This window comes from Lacrimispora amygdalina (genome assembly GCF_003432035.1).
Classification (GTDB): Bacteria; Bacillota; Clostridia; order Lachnospirales; family Lachnospiraceae; genus Lacrimispora; species Lacrimispora amygdalina.
Map to the genome: position 1 here is coordinate 42,703 of NZ_QOHO01000062.1, position 22,443 is coordinate 65,145.

General features: G+C 42.8%; 20 protein-coding genes. All 20 read left to right on the plus strand.

The window, feature by feature from the left end:
- Positions 1 to 59 precede the first annotated feature (59 nt).
- The 20 genes from galE (at position 60) to rseP (ending at position 22,440) form a co-directional block, all read left to right on the plus strand.
- Entirely contained in the window at positions 60 to 1,079 is a 1,020-nt protein-coding gene (gene galE, locus DS742_RS18510; RefSeq protein WP_117418454.1) for a UDP-glucose 4-epimerase GalE, read from the plus strand.
- A 188-nt stretch (positions 1,080 to 1,267) separates the two neighbouring features.
- Positions 1,268 to 2,596, plus strand: a complete 1,329-nt coding sequence (locus DS742_RS18515; RefSeq protein ID WP_117418455.1) for a putative DNA modification/repair radical SAM protein — start codon at positions 1,268 to 1,270, stop codon at positions 2,594 to 2,596.
- Positions 2,593 to 3,372, plus strand: coding sequence for a TIGR03915 family putative DNA repair protein (locus DS742_RS18520; protein WP_117418456.1), 780 nt, complete (start codon positions 2,593 to 2,595; stop codon positions 3,370 to 3,372). The genes DS742_RS18515 and DS742_RS18520 overlap by 4 nt, the downstream gene beginning before the upstream one ends.
- Before the next feature lie 173 nt (positions 3,373 to 3,545).
- Positions 3,546 to 5,087 (plus strand): YifB family Mg chelatase-like AAA ATPase, encoded by a 1,542-nt coding sequence (locus DS742_RS18525; protein WP_117418457.1) that lies wholly within the window; start codon positions 3,546 to 3,548, stop codon positions 5,085 to 5,087.
- Positions 5,080 to 6,180, plus strand: coding sequence for a DNA-processing protein DprA (dprA, locus tag DS742_RS18530; RefSeq protein WP_117418458.1), 1,101 nt, complete (start codon positions 5,080 to 5,082; stop codon positions 6,178 to 6,180). Before DS742_RS18525 ends, dprA begins: the two co-directional genes overlap by 8 nt.
- 14 nt (positions 6,181 to 6,194) lie before the next feature.
- A complete protein-coding gene (gene topA, locus DS742_RS18535; protein ID WP_117418459.1) occupies positions 6,195 to 8,264 on the plus strand; it encodes a type I DNA topoisomerase in 2,070 nt (689 codons plus the stop codon).
- 133 nt (positions 8,265 to 8,397) lie between these two features.
- Positions 8,398 to 9,213 carry a GTP-sensing pleiotropic transcriptional regulator CodY gene (gene codY, locus DS742_RS18540; RefSeq protein ID WP_117418460.1) on the plus strand — a complete coding sequence of 272 codons (816 nt, stop codon included), beginning with the start codon at positions 8,398 to 8,400 and terminating at the stop codon, positions 9,211 to 9,213.
- Positions 9,214 to 9,451: 238 nt separating this feature from the next.
- On the plus strand, positions 9,452 to 10,192 hold the full coding sequence (gene rpsB, locus DS742_RS18545; RefSeq protein ID WP_117418479.1) for a 30S ribosomal protein S2: 741 nt from the start codon (positions 9,452 to 9,454) through the stop codon (positions 10,190 to 10,192).
- Positions 10,193 to 10,304: 112 nt separating this feature from the next.
- On the plus strand, positions 10,305 to 11,228 hold the full coding sequence (gene tsf / locus DS742_RS18550; RefSeq protein WP_117418461.1) for a translation elongation factor Ts: 924 nt from the start codon (positions 10,305 to 10,307) through the stop codon (positions 11,226 to 11,228).
- A gap of 127 nt (positions 11,229 to 11,355) precedes the next feature.
- A complete protein-coding gene (locus tag DS742_RS18555; protein WP_117418462.1) occupies positions 11,356 to 12,273 on the plus strand; it encodes an ABC transporter permease in 918 nt (305 codons plus the stop codon).
- A gap of 17 nt (positions 12,274 to 12,290) precedes the next feature.
- Positions 12,291 to 13,331 carry an ABC transporter permease gene (locus DS742_RS18560; RefSeq protein ID WP_117418463.1) on the plus strand — a complete coding sequence of 347 codons (1,041 nt, stop codon included), beginning with the start codon at positions 12,291 to 12,293 and terminating at the stop codon, positions 13,329 to 13,331.
- A gap of 15 nt (positions 13,332 to 13,346) precedes the next feature.
- The gene (locus DS742_RS18565) at positions 13,347 to 14,357 is read left to right on the plus strand and encodes an ABC transporter ATP-binding protein (protein WP_117418464.1); all 1,011 of its coding nucleotides are present in this window, start codon (positions 13,347 to 13,349) and stop codon (positions 14,355 to 14,357) included.
- Entirely contained in the window at positions 14,357 to 15,334 is a 978-nt protein-coding gene (locus DS742_RS18570) for an ABC transporter ATP-binding protein (protein ID WP_170313518.1), read from the plus strand. Before DS742_RS18565 ends, DS742_RS18570 begins: the two co-directional genes overlap by 1 nt.
- 111 nt (positions 15,335 to 15,445) lie before the next feature.
- Entirely contained in the window at positions 15,446 to 17,146 is a 1,701-nt protein-coding gene (locus tag DS742_RS18575; RefSeq protein WP_117418466.1) for a peptide ABC transporter substrate-binding protein, read from the plus strand.
- A 154-nt stretch (positions 17,147 to 17,300) separates the two neighbouring features.
- The gene (gene pyrH / locus DS742_RS18580; RefSeq protein ID WP_117418467.1) at positions 17,301 to 18,002 is read left to right on the plus strand and encodes a UMP kinase; all 702 of its coding nucleotides are present in this window, start codon (positions 17,301 to 17,303) and stop codon (positions 18,000 to 18,002) included.
- A 14-nt stretch (positions 18,003 to 18,016) separates the two neighbouring features.
- Complete coding sequence (gene frr, locus DS742_RS18585) at positions 18,017 to 18,571, plus strand: ribosome recycling factor (RefSeq protein ID WP_117418468.1); 555 nt, start codon at positions 18,017 to 18,019, stop codon at positions 18,569 to 18,571.
- 62 nt (positions 18,572 to 18,633) lie between these two features.
- Positions 18,634 to 19,356 carry an undecaprenyl pyrophosphate synthase gene (gene uppS, locus DS742_RS18590; RefSeq protein ID WP_117418469.1) on the plus strand — a complete coding sequence of 241 codons (723 nt, stop codon included), beginning with the start codon at positions 18,634 to 18,636 and terminating at the stop codon, positions 19,354 to 19,356.
- 19 nt (positions 19,357 to 19,375) lie between these two features.
- Positions 19,376 to 20,176: a phosphatidate cytidylyltransferase gene (locus DS742_RS18595; RefSeq protein ID WP_117418470.1), complete on the plus strand. Its 801-nt coding sequence runs from the start codon at positions 19,376 to 19,378 to the stop codon at positions 20,174 to 20,176.
- Between the two features lie 61 nt (positions 20,177 to 20,237).
- Positions 20,238 to 21,380 carry a 1-deoxy-D-xylulose-5-phosphate reductoisomerase gene (locus tag DS742_RS18600; protein WP_117418471.1) on the plus strand — a complete coding sequence of 381 codons (1,143 nt, stop codon included), beginning with the start codon at positions 20,238 to 20,240 and terminating at the stop codon, positions 21,378 to 21,380.
- 1 nt (position 21,381) lies between these two features.
- A complete protein-coding gene (gene rseP / locus DS742_RS18605; protein WP_117418472.1) occupies positions 21,382 to 22,440 on the plus strand; it encodes an RIP metalloprotease RseP in 1,059 nt (352 codons plus the stop codon).
- The last annotated feature ends 3 nt before the right edge of the window (positions 22,441 to 22,443 follow it).

Sequence of the window (22,443 nt, forward strand, 5' to 3'; positions counted from 1 at the left end):
GTTATTTTCCGGATTCCTGCTTATAATAGTTTCAGGACATTTTAAAGGAGGAAGTTAACATGGCGATATTAGTTACCGGTGGTGCAGGATACATAGGAAGTCATACGTGTGTGGAACTGCTCAATGCCGGTTTAGAGGTAGTAGTGGTTGACAATCTTTGTAATTCAAGCAGGGAATCCATGAAACGTGTAATGGAAATTACAGGAAAAAAGCTGAATTTTTATGAGGCGGATTTACTGGACCGGGAAGCTCTGGAGCAGATCTTTGAAAAAGAATCCATTGATGGTGTCATTCATTTTGCAGGATTGAAGGCAGTGGGCGAATCCGTCTACAAGCCGCTTGAATATTATCATAATAACATTACAGGAACTTTAGTGCTTTGTGATGTTATGAGAAAACACGGAGTGAAAAGTATTGTGTTCAGTTCTTCTGCGACAGTATATGGAGATCCGGAATTTGTACCCATCACGGAAGAATGTCCCAAGGGAGACATTACCAATCCTTATGGAAGAACCAAGGGAATGCTGGAGCAGATCCTGACTGATTTAAATACGGCAGATCCGGAGTGGAATGTTATGTTATTACGCTACTTCAATCCCATCGGAGCTCATGAATCCGGCCGGATTGGGGAAGATCCGAAAGGGACGCCCAATAACCTTCTTCCTTATATTACTCAGGTGGCGGTAGGAAAACTGGAGCGTCTGGGAGTATTCGGCAATGACTATCATACGCCGGATGGAACCTGTGTCAGGGACTATATTCATGTAGTTGATCTGGCTGTGGGTCACGTTAAGGCTTTAAATGCCATGTCAAAACAGGCAGGCGGTGTGTGGATCTACAATCTGGGAACCGGGATCGGATACAGTGTTCTTGATGTTATTGGCGCGTTTGAAGAAGCCAATGATTTAAAGATTCCTTATACCATTATGGAACGCAGACCTGGAGATATCCCAACATGTTATGCAGATCCTTCGAAAGCGGAGAAGGAGCTTGGCTGGAAAGCCGAGCGGGGGCTGAAAGAGATGTGCCGGGATTCCTGGAACTGGCAGAAGAATAATCCGGGCGGATTTGAAGAATAACGATAACCGGTAACGGTTTGATAACAGACAGAGACGGGGAAATTCGCCGTCTTTTTCTGTTGTTCGCTTCCTGAATACGATAATGAATAAAAATCTGTTTAAAGAGAGAACATATATTCGAAAATGCTTGAAATCTTTTAATAAGTATGCTAAAATCCTTATTAAGAACAAATGTTCGAGGTGAAGAGATGCTAATACAGGAAGCGTTAAGTGTTCAGGAAAAATTAGAGATATTATCAGATGCTGCCAAGTATGATGTAGCCTGTACTTCCAGCGGAGTGGACCGCAAAGGGAAGGCAGGAACCATCGGCAATGCCAGCAAGGCAGGTATCTGCCACAGCTTTTCGGCAGATGGCAGGTGTATCTCTCTGCTCAAGATATTATTTACAAATCAGTGTATTTACGATTGCAAATACTGCATCAACAGATCTTCCAATGACGTAGTCCGTACTGCGTTTACACCGGAGGAGGTTTGTCAGCTTACCATACAGTTTTACCGCCGTAATTATATTGAAGGTCTGTTTCTGAGTTCCGGTGTTTTAAACAGTGCTGATTATACCATGGACCTCATTTACCAGACCTTAAAAAAGCTGAGGGAGGAGTATCATTTTCATGGTTATATTCATGTAAAAGCAATTCCGGGAGCAGATCCGTTATTGATTGAAAAGACAGGGTTTCTTGCAGACCGTATGAGCATTAACTTAGAACTGCCCACAGCAGAAGGACTGAAAAAGCTGGCTCCCGGGAAGAACCGTGACAAGATATTAAAGCCCATGAAGCAGATTCAGAATGGAATCGTGACCAATCGCTATGAATTGATGGAATATAAAAAGACTCCTGCTTTTGTACCGGCTGGCCAGAGCACACAGATGATCGTCGGCGCTACACCCGAGAATGACTATCAGATGATGATGGTAGCAGAGGCGCTGTATAAGAATTATGATCTGAAAAGAGTATTTTATTCTGCATTTGTGCCGGTTAATCAGGACAGCAGCCTCCCTGCCCTTCCGGGAGGCCCCCCGCTTTTGAGAGAACACAGGCTTTATCAGGCGGACTGGCTGATGCGTTTTTATGGCTTTCAGGCAGGAGAACTTCTTTCCGAAGAGCGTCCTAATTTTAATGTTCTTCTGGATCCCAAGTGTGACTGGGCACTCAGGCATCTGGAGCAGTTTCCGGTGGAAGTAAACCGTGCTGATTATTTCACTCTTCTGAGAGTTCCTGGTATGGGAGTGAAGTCTGTGAAACGAATACTGGCTGCCAGACGGAACGGAATATTGGATTTTGAGGCTTTAAAAAAGATGGGGGTAGTACTGAAAAGAGCTCATTATTTTATTACCTGTTCTGGTAAGATGATGTATCCTGTAAAGATTGAAGAGGATTATATATCCAGCCACCTGGTAGGTGATGAACGGAGAAGTGTCTGGGATATCAGCTCTACAGCAACTTACCGCCAGCTTTCCCTGTTTGACGATACCAGTCTGCTGGCACCGGCAGGCTCCGGAGGAATTATGGTATGAAGACGGTATATCTTTGTGACAGCAGTATAGAAGGGATTTTAAGCGGTGTTTATACCGCGTGGGCCAGTAAGAAAGGTCACGACAATGTGATGCTGCGGCTTAAGGATGACGGTATTACCATGGAACTGTTCTGCCAGTATGAAGAGGTGCCCATTGATTCCCAAAAGTCTGATAAAGTGATAGCAGCAATTAGAACTAAGATTTCCGAGGAAGCCTATGAAGTTGTTTACAAAGCCGCTTTAAGTAATGATTTGGATCGTGCAGATAAGATATACCGCTTTCTGATCTGGGGATTTCATACAGGAGCAAGTATTGTCAGCATGCTTCAGATTCAGGCTGTTTACGACATATTTCATATGTGCCGCTTTGTCGATAATGAGACACACCATCTGACTGGTTTTGTCCGCTTTTTGGAGATGGAAGGAGACTTACTGGTAAGCCAGATTGGCCCGAAGAATGACATAATTGTTCTTCTTGCACCACATTTTGCAGATCGCCTCTCAGGTGAGAACTGGGTAATATATGATGCAAACAGAAAAAAGGCCGTTCTCCATCCGGCATTCCGTCCCTGGTATCTGACCGATTTTTTGTCACCCCAATGGGAAGATAAGATTACAAAATCGGAAAAAGAGGATGAATACGAAGATCTTTTCAGACGCTTCAGGAAGAGCATTTCTATTAAAGAACGTACAAATCCGGTCTGTCAGCTTAATCATATGCCTCTCCGCTTCAGGCCATATATGCCTGAATTTTCCAATGGGATAAGGGATGTCTGACGGGGTTTGACAGTGATGTCAATATTTCTTGGAAAAAGCAGAAAAAGTGAGAAAATAGTTGCCTTTTTCTGCTTTTTAAGTTATCATAAATTTAATCCGGTTCCGGATATTCCAAGTGCATTTCTGCATGAATTTCCATTTTTATTTCCTTTATATTTGAAAGGAGCGTTTAATTGTATAGTAAAGTTCATAGTATTGGTATTATTGGCGTAGAGGGGGTCCCGATTCTTGTGGAGGCGGATGTCAGCGACGGGCTGCCTGGGTTCTCTATGGTGGGTTATCTTTCTTCCCAGGTAAAGGAGGCACAGGACAGAGTCAGAACTGCCCTTAAAAACTCGGGCTTTCGCATTCCTGCCAAAAAGATAACCATCAATCTCTCTCCTGCAGATATCAGAAAAGAAGGGACTGCTTTTGATCTTCCCATTGCAATTGCAATTTTATCTGCTTCTGGTATGATCCGGTCTTCTGGTTTGTCGAACTGTGTATTTTCCGGAGAACTGGGGCTGGATGGTACAGTAAAACCTGTGCCCGGGGCGCTTTCTATTGTTCTCGCTGCAAAAAAGGACGGAAAGACAGTATGCTATCTTCCCAGAGAGAACAGGGGAGAAGGATCAGTTACAACTGGTATACAGGTTGTGGGACTGGATACCTTAAAGGATTTGACAGATTACTTAAATGGTATAAGAAAACTGCCGGAGTTCCCTGCTGATCAAAAGCTGCCTGGATCTGCTGGAAAAAATTATGATGTGGATTTTTCAGACATAGGAGGCCAGCCGTTTTTAAGACGTGCCACTGAAGTTGCTGCAGCGGGAATGCATAACATTATGTATATCGGTCCTGCAGGGACAGGAAAAACCATGTTTGCCAAACGAATTCCCACCATCATGCCATCTCTTTGTTTTGAAGAAATCATGGAAATCTCTAAAATATACAGTGTTTGCGGTCTGCTTTCCGGGGAGAATCCCGTTATGAGTACCCGGCCCTTTCGCAGTCCGCATCATACCATCAGCCCTCAGGCACTTGCAGGGGGCGGACGCATTCCAAAGCCGGGAGAGTTAACTCTGGCTTCGGGCGGTGTATTATTTCTGGATGAATTGACCGAATTTCAAAAATCCACCATTGAGATTTTAAGACAGCCTCTGGAAGAGGGGGAAATCACCATTACAAGAACTCACGGGGCTTATAGATTTCCTGCAAAATTTCTATTGGCGGCTGCAATGAACCCATGTCCTTGTGGATTTTATCCGGACAGAACGAAGTGCAGATGTTCTGAAAGCCAGGTAAACAAATATCTGGGAAGAATCTCAAAACCAATACTGGACAGATTTGATATCTGTGCTGAATCAAGTCCGGTCAGTTATAAGGATTTGAAGCAGGGAGAAAAAGGGGAAGCCTCCGCATCCATCAGAATCCGTATAGAGCAGGCAAGATCCATGCAGATGGAGCGGTTTAAGGGCACAAGAATACATTTTAACAGTTTTATGAAGAAAACGGATCTGGAACGATTCTGCTGCCTGGATAAAGCAGAAGAGCTGTTTCTAAAGCAAATCTATGAATCAATGGGACTCAGTGTCAGGGGATATGAGAAAATCCTAAAAATTGCAAGAACCATTGCAGATCTGGAAGGCGCTGAAAAAATGACAAAAAACCATCTGGCCGAAGCTGCCGGTCTGCGCAGCCGGGAAGGCAGGTTCTGGGGAGGTATTTATGGATAATCTGGAAGAACGGGAATGTCTGTACTGGCTTTCCCACATTCCGTTTCTTGGAGCGGTGAAAATAAAAAAGCTGCATGATTACATGGGAAGTTATAAGAAGATATATAATATAGAAAGAAAGGAACTGGAAGGCTGCGGGCTTTTAAAACAAAGTGAGATATCGCTTTTGGAAGAACGAAAATCCCATATGAAATCCATTCGTATCCAGCTGGAACAATTAGAGAAAAGAGGAATACGCTTTATCCCTCATTTTGATCATGATTATCCAAAGCGGCTTCTATCTGTTTATGGATACCCTGTCGGGCTTTTTGTAAAGGGAAACCTGCCGCCAGAGGAGAAACCTGCCGCAGCTATCATTGGAGCCAGAAACTGTACCAATTACGGACGCCAGATGGCAGTATTCTTAGCAAGGGAGCTATCCGCTGCGGGAATATCGATTATCAGCGGTCTGGCAAACGGAATAGACGGAGCGGGACATGAGGGCGCTCTTGAGGCGGGGCAGGAGACGTACGGCGTATTGGGGTGCGGAATCAATATCTGTTACCCAAAAGAAAATTACGGATTATACAGACGCATGGCAGACTGCGGAGGCATTATAACGGAATTCATGCCTGATGAAGCACCAAAACCTCAGAATTTTCCCATGAGAAACCGGATCATAAGCGGGCTGTCCGATGTGATTCTTGTAATCGAGGCCCGGGAAAAGAGCGGATCCCTGATTACGGCTAATCTTGGACTGGAACAGGGAAAAGAGATTTTTGCCCTTCCGGGGAGGGTGACAGACCCCTTAAGTACGGGCTGTAACTGCCTGATTTCGGAAGGGGCAGGTGTATTGCTGTCTCCGGAAACTGTGTTGGAATATTTTAAATTACAAAGCGGTAAAATATTAAGAGTTCATGAAAAAAATAAGAACAGGCTTGCCAAAAAAGAAAAAATGGTGTATAGTTGCCTAGATTTGCAACCGAAGAATCTGGAAGAGATTGTGAGATGCAGCGGATTGTCTGTCAGCGAGTGCATGGGTGTCCTTTTGGAACTGGAATTAAAGGGCAGCATTATACAGACATCCCATCAATATTATGGTAAGAAACAATAGGCGAGGAGTTTGGTATGGCGAACTGTTTAGTAATTGTGGAGTCACCCGCAAAAGTAAAAACTATAAAAAAGTTTCTTGGGGCGAACTATGAAGTAGATGCTTCCAATGGACATGTAAGGGATCTTCCCAAGAGTCAGATGGGAATCGATGTGGAACATGATTTTGATCCAAAATATATAACGATCAGGGGAAAAGGGGATATACTTGCAAAACTGAGAAAAGAAGTAAAAAAAGCAGATAAGATTTATCTCGCAACTGACCCTGACCGTGAAGGAGAAGCGATTTCCTGGCATTTAATGAAAGCTCTGAAATTAGATGAGCTGAAAGAAAAACAGGTATACCGGATCAGCTTTAATGAGATTACCAAAAATGCGGTGAAAACTTCTTTAAAAACTCCAAGAGCGATTGATATGGATCTGGTGGATGCACAGCAGGCCAGAAGAGTTCTGGACCGAATGGTTGGATATATGATCAGCCCTCTTTTATGGGCCAAGGTGAAAAGGGGATTGAGTGCCGGACGCGTTCAGTCTGTGGCGCTCCGTCTGATCTGCGACCGGGAAGAGGACATCAATGCTTTTATACCGGAGGAATACTGGAATCTGGATGCGGACTTAAAGCAGGATGGAAGCAAGAAGACACTGAAGGCAAAATTCTATGGCGACAAGAATGGAAGAATTACCATTCATAATAAGGAAGAACTGGAAAACATACTTGCCGGACTTAATAATAAAGAATACCAGGTCGATGAGGTAAAGGCAGGGGAACGGGTAAAGAAAGCGCCCATTCCATTTACGACCAGTACGCTTCAGCAGGAAGCTTCCAAGGTACTTAATTTTTCAACTCAAAAGACCATGCGTCTGGCTCAGCAGTTATATGAAGGTGTAGAGGTTGCCGGTCATGGCACCGTAGGTCTTATCACCTATTTGAGAACTGATTCTACCAGAATCGCAGAAGAGGCTGATGTAGCAGCCAGGGAGTTTATTGAGAAGCAGTACGGCAGCCGTTATCTGGCAAACGGAGAACAGAACAAAAAAAGCAATGTTAAGATACAGGATGCCCACGAGGCGATTCGTCCTACAGACATTGCCCTGACACCGGTGATTGTAAAAGAATCCCTTCAGAGAGATTTATTCCGCCTCTATCAGCTGATCTGGAAGAGATTTGCAGCCAGCAGAATGCAGCCGGCCGTGTATGAGACTACCTCTGTGAAGGTAAAAGCAGGAAACTATTTATTTACGCTTTCAGCTTCAAAACTTCAATTTGATGGTTTTATGTCTGTTTATGTGCAGGAAGAAGAAAAAGAAGAAAACAATATTCTTCTTGGCAATCTGGAAAAAGGCAGTATACTTAAACTGGAGAAACTGGAAAACAGCCAGCATTTTACCCAGCCCCCCGCTCATTTTACGGAAGCATCGCTTGTAAAAGCAATGGAAGAACAGGGAATTGGACGTCCAAGTACTTATGCTCCTACAATTACAACGATAATAGCCAGACGGTATGTGGCAAAAGAAAATAAAAATCTTTACGTGACAGAACTGGGAGAAGTTGTCAACAGTATGATGAAACAAAGCTTTCCCAGCATTGTGGACATTACATTTACTGCGAATCTGGAATATCTTCTTGATAAAGTAGGAGATGGAACGGTACAGTGGAAGACAGTTGTTAAAAATTTCTATCCTGATTTAAAGGATGCGGTTGATAAGGCACTGGTAGAACTTGAATCTGTTACCATAGCCGATGAAGTGACCGAAGAAGTTTGTGAACTGTGCGGCCGGAATATGGTTATTAAATATGGACCTCACGGGAAATTCCTTGCATGTCCCGGTTTCCCGGAATGCAAGAATACGAAACCTTATCTGGAAAAGACAGGAGTTCCGTGTCCCAAGTGCGGCAAGGATGTAGTGATTAAGAAGACAAAGAAGGGCAGAATTTATTATGGCTGCGAGGCAAATCCTGACTGTGATTTTATGTCATGGCAAAAGCCTTCCACCCAGAAATGCCCTAAATGCGGTTCCTATATGGTTGAAAAAGGTAATAAGTTATTATGCTCCAATGAACAGTGCGGATACAGCACGGATAAATAGGCAAATAGAAAAATTATTAAGAAAATCGAAAATCTTCAAAAAACTATTGTTATTTGAAAATAATAGTGTTAATATTTAATTATTAAAAGCGTTTTTCGAAATTTCACATCAATTATAAAGGAGGTTTTCGGCAATGAGCGTACAGTTGTTGGACAAAACTAGAAAAATTAACAAATTATTGCATAATAATAATTCGCATAAGGTCGTATTTAACGATATCTGTGAAGTGCTTACCGAGATCCTGAATTCCAATATTCTTGTTATCAGCAAGAAGGGTAAGGTGCTTGGCGTAGGTCTTACGCCTGACATCGAGGAGATTCAGGAACTGATTGCAGACCAGGTAGGCGGTTATGTCGATACTATGCTGAATGAACGACTGCTCAGTATTCTGTCTACAAAAGAAAATGTAAACTTGGAAACGCTTGGTTTTACCGGTGACGACATCAGAAAATATCAGGCTATTATAACGCCGATTGATATAGCAGGGGAGAGACTTGGAACTCTGTTTATTTATAAATCGGATTCACAGTATGACATAGACGATATTATTTTAAGCGAATACGGCACTACTGTTGTAGGACTTGAGATGATGAGGTCGGTAAACGAAGAGAATGCAGAAGAAACCAGAAAGGTACAGATTGTGAAATCAGCCATCAGCACCTTATCCTTCTCGGAACTGGAAGCGATCACGCATATCTTCGAGGAACTGGATGGAAATGAAGGCATTCTTGTCGCAAGCAAAATTGCAGACCGTGTTGGGATTACCCGTTCTGTTATTGTCAATGCGCTGCGGAAGTTTGAAAGTGCCGGTGTCATCGAATCCAGATCTTCCGGTATGAAAGGTACTTACATTAAGGTCCTGAATGATGTGGTATTTGATGAACTGAAATCCATCAAGGCAGGCAATACAAAAATCATTCCGGAACGCAGGGACATAAAAGATTTATAGTGCATAGAAATGCTTGAAAAAGGTGATCAGCAATGATTACCTTTTTTTGCGGATAAAGGACAGAAATCTTCTGATTTGGACATGAAATATAAAAAATTACTTGCATCGTTAAAAATATTATGCTATACTAGCAAGGCTTACAAAAAACACGTCTGCGGATTCCAGAGGAAGGTGCCGGGATATGGTCTCCTCGGAAGCAAGAGAAACGGACGGAAGTAAAACCAATGGAGGTAATAACATGAGTGTTATTTCAATGAAGCAGCTTTTAGAAGCTGGCGTGCACTTCGGTCATCAGACCAGAAGATGGAACCCTAAGATGGCTCCGTATATTTACACAGAGAGAAACGGTATCTACATCATCGACTTACAGAAGTCTGTTGTAAAAGTAGATGAAGCTTATAAGGCAGTATCTGATATTGCTGCAGAAGGCGGAAAAATCCTTTTTGTTGGTACAAAGAAACAGGCTCAGGATGCCATCAAATCTGAGGCAGAGCGCTGCGGTATGTACTTCGTAAACGAAAGATGGCTGGGCGGTATGCTGACAAACTTCAAGACAATCCAGTCCAGAGTTGCAAGATTAAAGCAGATTGAGACCATGTCTCAGGATGGTACATTTGATGTGCTTCCTAAGAAAGAAGTAATTGCTCTTAAGAAAGAATGGGAAAAGTTAGAGAAGAATTTAGGCGGAATCAAAGATATGAAGAAGGTTCCGGATGCGATTTTTGTTGTAGATCCCAAGAAAGAAAGAATCTGCGTTCAGGAAGCTCACACACTGGGCATTCCGTTAATCGGCATTGCTGATACAAACTGTGATCCTGAAGAACTTGATTTCGTAATCCCAGGTAATGATGATGCGATTAGAGCTGTCAAGTTAATTGTATCCAAGATGGCAGACGCAGTAATCGAAGCAAACCAGGGCGAGGCAGTAGCTGAGGAAGCAGAAGCAGCTCAGGAGTTAGAAGAGACTGTAGAAGCTTAAGATTCAGACGAACATATGCTTCGGTCTGCTGTATGGCGGGTCGAAGCATATTTTTATGAGCAGACCTTTTGCAATATCAATGACGTTTAATCGATGATGGAGGGAAAAACAAATGGCAGCAGTTACAGCTGGAATGGTAAAAGAATTAAGAGAGTTAACCGGTGCAGGTATGATGGACTGCAAGAAAGCACTTGCAGAGACTGACGGTGATATGGACAAGGCAGTTGAGTTTTTAAGAGAAAAAGGACTTGCAGCTGCATCTAAAAAGGCAGGAAGAATTGCTGCAGAAGGTGTTGTTACAACTGTAGTAAGTGAAGACGGAAAATCCGGAGCGATCGTAGAAGTAAACAGTGAGACAGACTTCGTTGCCAAGAATGCTCAGTTCCAGGGATATGTAGCTGACGTGGTTTCCCAGGTTCTTGCTTCTGAAGCGAAGGATATGGATACATTCATGGCTGAGCCATGGATCAGTGACAGCTCATTAACAGTAGCTCAGGCTTTATCCAGCCAGATCTCTGTTATTGGCGAGAATATGAATATCAGAAGATTTGAAAAGATTACAACGGATGGTGTGGTTGTTGATTATATTCATGGCGGCGGAAGAATCGGCGTTCTGATTGAAGCTGGTGCAGAAGTTGTTAATGATACTGTTAAAGAAGCGTTAAAGAACGTAGCAATGCAGATCGCTGCTTTAACTCCAAAGTATGTAAAGAGAGAAGAAATTTCTCAGGAATTCATTGATCATGAAATGGAAATCTTAAAGGTTCAGGCTAAGAATGAAAATCCTGACAAGCCTGATTCCATCCTTGAGAAGATGATTGTTGGCCGTTTGAATAAGGAATTAAAAGAGTTCTGTCTGGTAGATCAGGCTTATGTAAAAGACGGAGACTTAACAGTCGGCAAGTATTTAGAGCAGGTTTCTAAAGAAGTTGGCGGAAAAGTAGAAGTTAGAAAGTTTGTACGTTTCGAAACAGGCGAAGGCCTTGAGAAGAAAGAAGAGAACTTTGCAGAAGAAGTTGCAAAACAGATGCAGTAATCTTGTAACAGGATTCTGGGGGGAATCCCATGGGTATCCATGGGATTTTTCTATTCAAACAGTGTCCGTTTCCGATTGACATATGTTTCCAGCCGGACGGACATTACAACAAAAGGAGTTGATGAGAGTGGCTAAATATATTATAAAACGTATTGCTATGGCGATTATAACGATTTTTGCTGTTGCTACGGTAACATTTTTTGTCATGAACATGGTGCCAGGAGGTCCGTTCATGTCAGAAAAGGCAATCAGCCCACAGGCCCAGGCGGCATTAAATGAAAAATATGGACTGGATAAACCCTTAAGTGAACAGTATGTAACTTATATGAAAGATATCCTGCATGGAGACTTGGGATTGAGTGTTAAGCAGCGTGGACGTACTGTAAACATGATTATTGGCACTAAATTTCCTGTTTCCGCAAGAATCGGAGGAATGGCAATTCTGGCAGCGGTATTGATTGGCGTTCCCCTTGGAAGCATTGCTGCATTCAAACGAGGTACAATCGTAGATAATATCATTATTGTATTCAGTACCTGCGGAATTGCAGTACCAAGTTTTGTGGTCTGTACCATACTTATGTATGTTCTCAGCTTAAAGTTAGGTCTTTTACCTACGTTCGGGCTTGGATCATGGAAGAATTATATAATGCCGGTTATGGCACTTGCTCTTTACCCATCATCCTACATTGCAAGACTGATGCGTTCTTCCATGCTGGATGTTATGGGACAGGATTATATGAGAACAGCCCGTGCAAAAGGTCTTTCCCAGCTGGTGAGTATTTTCAAGCATGCACTTCGTAATGCCATTCTACCGGTGGTTACATATTTAGGACCGCTGCTGGCTTACACTGTAACAGGAAGCTTTATTGTTGAAAAAATATTTACCATTCCAGGGCTCGGATCTGAATTTATTGGCTCCATTACAGGACGTGATTATCCTCTCATTATGGGTACTACAATTTTCCTTGCTGCTTTGATGGTTGTAATGAATGTGCTGGTTGATGTCGCTTATAAATTCATTGACCCACGTATCAATCTGAAGTAAGAGAAAGGAGAAAGAGGATGCCAAAGAATAAATTATCATTACAGTTAAATGTGGAAGACTTTCTCCTTGCCAGTGATGCGGAAAAAGAAAGCCTTACTGTCATGCGGAAAAGTGTCGGATTCTGGAAAGATGGAGTCAGACGTCTGAAGAAAAATAAAATTGCGATGATCAGCCTGTTTGTGATCATTGTTGTATTTATGCTGTCATTTGTTGTACCCCAGTTATATCCATACAGCTATGAACAGCAGATTCGGGGAAGTGAAAATTTAGCGCCTATGCAGTATTCTGCAAAAGAACTGGCTTCTATGGATGCGGGAGAGAGTGTATTCCCTCATGTTTTGGGAACAGATAACCTTGGACGTGATTACGCAGTCCGCGTCATGATGGGAAGCAGAGTTTCCCTCATTGTCGGTCTGGTTGCTTCTGCTATTATCTTACTGATCGGTTCTCTTTACGGTTCCATTGCAGGTTTCTTCGGAGGCTGGGTGGATATGATTATGATGCGGATTGTGGATATGATTTACACCGTTCCCGATATTTTAATCATTGTACTTTTATCTGTGGCATTCGATCAGCCTCTAAAAGCGCTGGCTCAAAAACCGGGTTTTCAATGGATTCAGATAATTGGTGTTAACCTGATCAGTATTTTTGTTGTATTTGCCCTGCTTTACTGGGTTGGTATGGCACGTATTGTGCGAAGCCAGATTCTTATTTTAAAAGAGCAGGAATATGTAACTGCTGCAAGAGCTCTCGGCGCTTCAAGCGGTCATATTATTAAAAAGCATCTGCTTACCAACTGTATTGGTACATTGATTGTAACTACAACACTTCAGATTCCTTCTTCCATCTTTACTGAGAGCTTTTTAAGCTTCCTTGGTCTTGGAGTGGCTGCGCCCATGCCTTCACTGGGAAGTCTTGCAAGTGCGGCATTAAATGGTCTGCAGAGTTATCCGCACCGTTTGTTTGCTCCGGCACTGATGATTTCAGTTATTATTTTAAGTTTCAATCTGTTGGGTGACGGTCTTCGGGATGCGTTCGATCCGAAACTGAAAGATTAAAGGAGGGAAGAAACGATGAGTGAATATTTAGTTAATATTGAGAATGAACGTCTTTCTTTCTTTACTCCGGCAGGGGAAGTTAAGGCTTTAAATAATGTTTCCCTTCATTTACGTGAAGGAGAAGTTCTTGGAATTGTTGGAGAATCAGGGTCCGGAAAATCTGTAACTGCCTACAGCCTTATGGGGCTAACTGCATATCCCGGCCGTTTACTGGGAGGCTCCCTTCAGTTTAACGGACATCAGATTGATCAGATGACGGAAAAAGAAATGCGTAAGATCCGTGGAAATGAAATATCAATTATTTTTCAGGATCCAATGACCAGTTTAAACCCGGTGTATACAATTGGAAACCAGATTTGTGAGGTTGTTATGCTCCACACAAATAAAAACTCCCAGCAGGCAAGGGAAAGAGCAAAAGAGCTTCTGACTCTCGTTGGCATCAATGAGCCGGAGAAGCGTCTCAAGCAGTATCCTCATGAACTGTCAGGCGGTATGCGCCAGAGGGTTATGATTGCTATTGCGCTGGCGTGTGAGCCAAAGCTTCTGATTGCGGATGAGCCGACAACTGCTCTTGATGTTACGATACAGGCGCAGATTCTGGAACTTATGATGGAGTTAAAGGAAAAGCTTGGCATGGCAATTATCATGATCACTCATGATCTGGGTGTTGTTGCCAACATGTGTGACCGCATCGCTGTTATGTATGCAGGAAAAGTGGTGGAGTATGGAGATGCCAATGATATTTTCTACAATCCATGCCATGAATATACAAAAGGTCTGATCCGAAGCATTCCGAAACTGACTGAAAAAGAGCACAGCAAGCTGATCCCGATTGAAGGAAGCCCTGTGGATATGCTTAATCCTCCTGCCGGTTGTCCGTTTGCGCCCCGCTGCAGATCCTGCATGAAGATTTGTCTACGTGAAATGCCGCCTTATACAGATATATCTGAAATTCATTACAGTGCCTGCTGGCTGATGCAGAAACAGGAGTTTGAAAAACAACAGGCGCAGAAGGGAGACGCATAATGGATCAAAAATATCTGGTAGAAGTTGAAAATTTAAAGCAGTACTTCCCTGTTGCCGGTGGCAAATTATTTGAAAAGAAAGTGGTAAAGGCTGTTGATAATGTTTCATTTGGTATAAAAAAAGGAGAAACGCTGGGACTGGTAGGTGAATCCGGCTGTGGAAAGACAACCACGGGACGAACCCTCCTGCGCCTTTACGAGCCTACAGAAGGAAAGATATATTTTGAAGGAAAAGATATTACAAAAGTGAATATGCTTCCATACCGTCAGAAAATGCAGATTGTTTTCCAGGATCCATATGCAAGTCTGGATCCCCGTATGACAGTAGGAGATATTATCGGTGAAGCGATTGACATTCATCATCTGGCTGCCAATAAAAAAGAACGTCAGGAGCAGATTATATCTGTTCTTTCAACGGTTGGTTTAAACTCGGAACACGCAAACCGTTATCCTCACGAATTTTCAGGCGGCCAGCGCCAGCGTGTGGGAATTGCCCGTGCACTGGCTGTAGATCCACAGTTTATTGTCTGTGATGAACCGGTATCTGCATTAGATGTTTCCATTCAGGCCCAGGTAGTAAATATGTTTGAACAGCTTCAGGAAGAGAGAGGCTTAACCTATTTATTTATCGCCCATGATCTTTCTATAGTAAAACATATCTCCAACCGTATCGGAGTTATGTATTTAGGTAAGATGGTAGAACTTGCTGACAGTTATGAACTTACTTTCCACAGCGTTCATCCATATACGAAGAGTCTGATATCAGCAATTCCGATTGCAGATCCGGAAGCAAGCCGGAAATCGAAGAGAATTATGCTGGAAGGAGATGTGCCAAGCCCCGTAAATCCGCCATCCGGCTGCCGGTTCCGTACCCGCTGCCCTTATGCGGATGAGCTCTGCGCGGCACAGGAACCGGAATGGAAGGAAGTCTCCTCCGGACATTACGCTGCCTGCCATCATCTGGATAAAGTGAATTAAAATTAGATTGAACTTTTGCTGCTTTTATGTTATGCTTAGTAAATGAATTGGCGCAGTAGCCGGATAAAGTGCTACTGCGTTAATTAAAATAATTTTATAGGAGGAATAACTATGAAAAAAATGTCACTTGTATTGGCAGCAGTTATGGCATCTGGTTTGATACTTTCCGCTTGCGGCGGCAGTAAATCAGCTCAGCCAACAACTGGCGCAGATGCCACTACAACTGCAGCAGCAAACGGCGAGACTGCAGCCCCCGCAAAAGGAACAACTACAGGCCTTGATCTTGCGGTGCAGATTGGACCGGATCCCGAGACCATTGATCCTGCTTTAAATAGTGCTGTTGATGGTGCAAACATTATTGTACAGGCATTCGAAACTCTGCTTATTGTTGATCAGGACAATAAGATTGTCCCAGGAGAGGCAGAATCTTATGATGTATCAGAGGATGGCCTTACCTATACATTCCATCTTCGTGATGGCTTAAAATGGAGTGATGGTTCTCCATTAACTGCCAATGATTTTGTATATGCATGGAAGAGAATTGCAGATCCGAATACAGCGGCTCCATATGGTGCTGATATGTTAGGATATGTGAAAGGCTATAAAGAAGCATCAGAAGGAAATCCTGATGCACTTGCAGTGACTGCTCCGGATGATAAGACTTTTGTTGTTGAACTGGCTGTTCCCTGTGTTTATTTCACAAAGCTGGTTACCCATGCAACCATGTCTCCTGTTCAGAAGGCAACAGTTGAAGCAAATGGCGATCAGTGGACATTAAAACCTGAAACTTATGTTTCTAATGGTCCGTTCAAGATGATTGAATGGGTACCAGGTTCCCATATGACATTTGCTAAGAATGAAAATTACTGGGGTGCCGATAAAGTTACTGTAAATACTTTGAAATTCGTTCTTATGGAAGATTCCAATGCATCTTACAGCGCTTATCAGACAGGTGAAGTTGCTTTGATCAAGGATGTTCCTACAGAAGAAGTACCAGGTTTAAGAGGAAAAGAAGATTTCCATGTTGAACCGTTAATGGGTACTTACTATATTGATTTCCAGAACCAGAAAGAACCATTTAATAATCCTGACGTTCGTATGGCATTAAGCCTTGCTATTGACCGTGATTATGTAGCAAATACCGTAATGCAGGGAACCTTTTCTCCGGCTACAAACTTCGTTGGACCTGGTATCACCGATGCAAAAGAAGGAAAATTCTTTGAAGATGTAACAAGAGAAATCAACGGCGGAGATTTCTTTAATACAAAAAATCATGAAGCAGATGTTGCGAAAGCAAAAGAATTACTTGCAAAAGCCGGCTATCCGGATGGTAAGGGATTCCCTACTTTCGAATATATGATCAATGATGCAGGTTATCACAAACCAGTTGCAGAATATTTACAGAGCTGCTGGAAAGAGACACTTGGAATTAACATGGATATTAAGGTAGTTGAGTGGTCTACCTTTACACCAACCCGTCGTGCAGGTGATTATCAGACAGCACGTGATGGCTGGGTATATGATTACGATGATCCATCCAACATGCTTAATCTCATGATGTCAACAAGCGGAAACAACAATGCAAAGTACAGCAATCCTGAAGTTGACAAACTGCTGAATGAGGCTAACTCTACTGCAGATCTTGAAGAGCATTATACAAAACTCCATGAGGCTGAGAAAATGATCCTTGCTGATGCAGCAGTAGCTCCTGTTGCATACTACAATGAATTCTGGTTACAGAATCCGAAATTAAAAGGAACATGGCATTCTCCATATGGCTTCTGGTTCTTCCAGTATGCTACCATGGAATAAGTTTTAATATACAGACGAAAAGCATCTGGATGTAATATCCAGGTGTTTTTTGTTGCGCCAACAATCTAACAGCTGGGAAACTTCCTCTTTCCAACCATCTAAAAGTATGCTATAATCTTTTAAGACAATACAAAAGTACAGGAGAGTTTAAGCTATGAATCCAAGACGTGTATTATTAAAGCTCAGTGGAGAAGCTCTTGCCGGTTCCAGTAAGACAGGTTATGAAGAGGCCACTGTTAAAGAGGTTGCACGGCAGGTTAAGATATCCGTTGATGCTGGCGTTCAGTTAGGAATTGTCATAGGCGGAGGAAACTTCTGGAGAGGCAGAACCAGTAATGCAATTGACCGCACAAAAGCAGACCAGATTGGTATGCTAGCTACCATTATGAACTGCATTTATGTTTCGGAAATTTTCAGGAATGCAGGAATGGAAACCCGGATTCTGACACCATTTGAGTGTGGCGCCATGACGGAGCTGTTTTCCAAAGACAGGGCAAATCAGTATTTTTCAGAAGGAAAGGTGGTATTCTTTGCCGGAGGCACCGGCCATCCATATTTTTCCACAGATACGGGTATTGCACTTCGCGCCATCGAGATGGAGGCTGACTGCATCCTGCTTGCAAAAGCCATAGACGGAGTATATGACAGCGATCCAAAGGTGAACCCGGAAGCGGTTAAATTTGATGAGATTTCCATTAATGAAGTGATAGAAAAGCAGCTTGGTGTAATTGATCTGACTGCATCCATTATGTGTATGGAAAACAAGATGCCCCTTGCTGTGTTCAGTTTGAATGAAAAAGATGGCATTGCCAATGCAATGCAGGGAAAAATAAACGGTACAATTGTGACCGCATAAAACAGGAGGACGATATGCAGGAGAGTTTACAGGTATATGAAGATAAAATGAACAAGACATTAAAAGCGCTGGAGAATGATTTTATGACGATCCGCGCAGGACGTGCCAATCCCCATGTATTGGATAAGATCAGAGTGGATTATTATGGAACTCCGACACCAATCCAGCAGGTAGGTAATATTACAATTCCGGAAGCGCGCATGATCGTGATCCAGCCGTGGGAGAAGAGTCTGTTAAAGGCTATTGAAAAGGCAATCCTTACATCTGAACTGGGAATTAATCCTACCAATGACGGCAACGTGATTCGTCTGGTATTTCCGGAACTGACAGAAGAACGCAGAAAAGATCTTGTAAAAGATGTAAAGAAAAAGGGAGAAGCTGCGAAGATTGCAATCCGCAACATTCGCCGTGATGCCAATGACTCCTTTAAAAAGCAGCTGAAAGCAGAAGAGATTTCTGAGGATGAACTGGCTGATGCAGAAGACAAGATTCAGAAATTAACAGATAGAATGGTTGCGCAGATTGAAAAAGCAACTGATGAGAAGTCAAAGGATCTTCTTACTGTATAAAATAAACAGGGGGGCAGGCATTATGCCTGTCCTGTTTTGTGTTTTAAAAGGAGCGATACATTATGGATAAAGAATTGGATGAGATGGTAATTCCGGAGCACGTCGCCATCATACTTGACGGAAACGGAAGATGGGCGAAAAAACGGGGACTTCCCAGAAGTATGGGGCATAAGGAAGGCTGTATCACTGTGGAAAAAACAGTTGAGGATGCGGCAATACTGGGCATAAAATATTTAACAGTCTACGGTTTTTCAACAGAAAACTGGAAGCGTTCCACTGAGGAGGTGGGAGCGCTCATGCAGTTGTTCCGCTATTATATGGTAAGACTTTTAAAGGTTTCAAAAGCGAACAATGTGCGGGTAAAGATGATTGGAGACCTGGAACGTTTTGATTCTGATATTGTGGAGGGAATCGGCCGCCTGGTGGAAGAAACGAAGAATAATACAGGTCTGACCTTTGTGATTGCAGTAAACTATGGCGGACGTGATGAAATCGTCCGGGCTGCCAGAAAGATTATGGAAGATACCAGAGATGGAAAGATTACACCGGAATCTTTAACGGAAGAGAAATTTGCCGGTTATCTGGATACAAATGATATTCCGGATCCGGATCTTCTGATCCGTACCAGCGGAGAGTTACGGTTGTCTAATTATCTATTATGGCAGCTGGCATATACGGAGTTTTATGTCTCTGATTGCTATTGGCCTGATTTTAATATGGAAGAAATGAAAAAGGCTATTTGGGCGTATAATAGCAGAGAACGGAGATTTGGAGGAGCGAAGTGATCACGAGGGAGGAAGCGGGATGTTTACAACCAGGCTGATAAGCGGAATTGTTCTTGTTTTGATCGCACTTATAACAGTGGGAAGTGGTGGGCTCCTGCTGTTTGCGACGACGATTTTCATATCCATGATTGGTTTGTATGAGCTGTATCGTGTACTTAAGATCCACAATCATCCCATGGGCTATATGGGATATTTAATCGTTGTTGTTTATTACGGACTGTTATGGTTTCAGATGCAGCAGTATGCATTATATATGTCTATCGTTTTTATGATGCTTCTTTTATGTGTATATGTTTTTGCATTTCCAAAATATAAGACAGAAGAAGTAACGGGAGCATTTTTTGGATTTTTTTACGTAGCAGTTATGTTATCCTACCTATATCAGGTCCGAACCATGAGTGACGGGAAGTATCTGGTATGGCTGGTATTTTTAAGTTCCTGGGGGTGTGATACCTGTGCATATTGTGTTGGAAATCTCATTGGAAAACATAAACTGGCCCCAGTACTCAGCCCTCATAAATCCATCGAGGGTGCAATCGGCGGAATCATAGGCGCATCTTTACTGGGGTTTTTATATGCTACTGTATTTGGTGAATCAATGACTGTACTTGATTATCCTCAGATCACCTGTACTCTGGCGTGCGCATTTGCAGCAATTATTTCACCTATCGGGGATCTCGCTGCATCTGCCATAAAGAGGGATCATAAGGTAAAGGACTATGGAAAACTGATACCAGGGCATGGCGGTATACTGGATCGTTTTGACAGTATGCTTTTTACAGCACCTGTCATCTATTTTGTAGTCACATTTATACGTTAAAATAAATAAACCATTGCCTGAAAGCGGAATTAAGGAAAAGAAAAGGAGTATACAGCATAAGATGAAGAAAATAGCAATCCTGGGATCAACAGGATCCATTGGAACGCAGACCCTGGAGGTGGTGGAGAACCAAGGGGATATAGAAGTTACCGCTTTGGCTGCAGGCAGCAACATCCGCCTGCTGGAGGAACAGATCAGAAAATTCCGGCCAAAGACAGCATGTGTCTGGGAAGAAGAAAAGGCAAAGGAACTGAAAGTCCTGGTAAGGGATCTTCCTGTTCGCATTGTTTCCGGAATGGAGGGGTTAATTGAGACTGCTGTGGAAGAAACTGCAGAAATTGTTGTTACGGCAGTCGTTGGGATGATTGGAATCCGGCCGACCATAGCGGCGATGGAAGCAGGAAAAGACATTGCCCTTGCCAATAAGGAAACTCTGGTAACTGCCGGCCACATCATTATGCCTCTGGCAAAGAAAATGGGTGTCAGGATTCTCCCGGTAGACAGTGAGCACAGTGCCATATTCCAGTGTCTCAACGGGGAAGATAAAAAATCCATCCATAAGCTATTGCTGACTGCTTCCGGCGGTCCTTTTCGGGGAAAGACAAGAGAAGAGTTAAGGAATGTGAAGGTGGAAGACGCACTCAATCATCCAAACTGGTCCATGGGACGGAAGATTACCATAGATTCTTCAACCATGGTGAATAAAGGTCTTGAGGTAATGGAAGCCAAATGGCTGTTTGATGTGGAGATGGATCAGGTACAGGTTGTGATTCAGCCCAAGAGTATCATTCATTCCATGGTGGAATTTGAAGACGGAGCAGTTATGGCCCAGATGGGAACTCCGGATATGAAACTTCCTATTCAATATGCCCTTTATTATCCGGAACGGAGATATTTAAAAGGAGACCGTCTTGATTTTTGGTCCATTGGTCAAATTAATTTTGAAAAACCGGATCTGGTTAATTTTCCGGGATTGAAACTTGCCTATCAGGCCGGATGTACCGGCGGAACGCTTCCAACTGTTTTTAATGCTGCAAACGAAAAGGCAGTTGCCAAATTTTTGAACAGGGAAATTACATATCTTACTATCACAGATATGATAGAGGGAGCGATGAACGGGCATACTGTTAAAGAGAATCCCAGTGTAGAGGAGATTCTTGAAGCAGAGGCTGCAGCTTATGACTATATAGAAAGCAGGTGGTGAATTGTCCAGTATTATCGTAGCAATACTTGTATTCGGTTTAATTGTGCTGATTCATGAGTTGGGTCATTTTATATTTGCAAAAATGAATGGTATCGCAGTGGTGGAATTTTCCGTAGGTATGGGACCACGCCTTTTGCATATAAAAAAGGGAGAGACCACGTATTCCATTAAATTGTTTCCTTTAGGCGGATCCTGTATGATGCTGGGAGAAGATGAAGAAAATCCGGATGATCGTGCATTTCAGAATAAATCCATTCCTGCAAGGATGTCCGTGATTGCGGCGGGACCTGTTTTTAATTTTATTCTTGCCTTTTTGCTTTCCCTGGTTTTGGTGGGAATAAGCGGTTATGATACCACTTATATAAAAGAAGTAACGGAAGGTTCGCCTGCTTATGAAGCAGGAATGCGTTCCGGGGATAAATTGTTAAAAATTAACGGAGAGAATGTTTCCATGTATCAGGAATACATTCTTTACAAGCTGATGAAACCGGATGAGAAGATGAACCAGGTGGAGTTTTCAAGAACAGATCCACAGACAGGAAATCAGGAAATTCAGACTGTTACCGTTACCCCCCAATATTCTGAAGAGAGTAAAAAATATCTGATCGGTATTTTGATTGCGCCTGAGAATAAAAAGGCAGCGAATGCCGGTGAACTCATTAAGCATGGATATATGGAGATGGAATATGACGTAAAGCTGACTGTGAAGAGCCTTGGTATGCTTTTTACAGGTAAAGCCAGTGTAAATGACTTGAGCGGACCGGTGGGAATTGTGGTTATGATAGACGATTCCGTAAAAGCGGGGCTTACGGTAAGCGCGGTTGCGGCGCTTATGAATGTTATCAGCATGTGTATCCTTTTGAGCGCCAACTTAGGTGTGATGAATCTGCTCCCCATACCGGCACTTGACGGAGGGAGACTGCTGTTTTTAATAATTGAAGCAATACGGGGAAAAAGAATGGACCCGGAAAAAGAGGGCCTTGTGAATATGATCAGTATGGCTGCATTGATGGCGCTGATGATTTTTGTAGTGTTTAATGATATCAACAGATTTATCTGATAG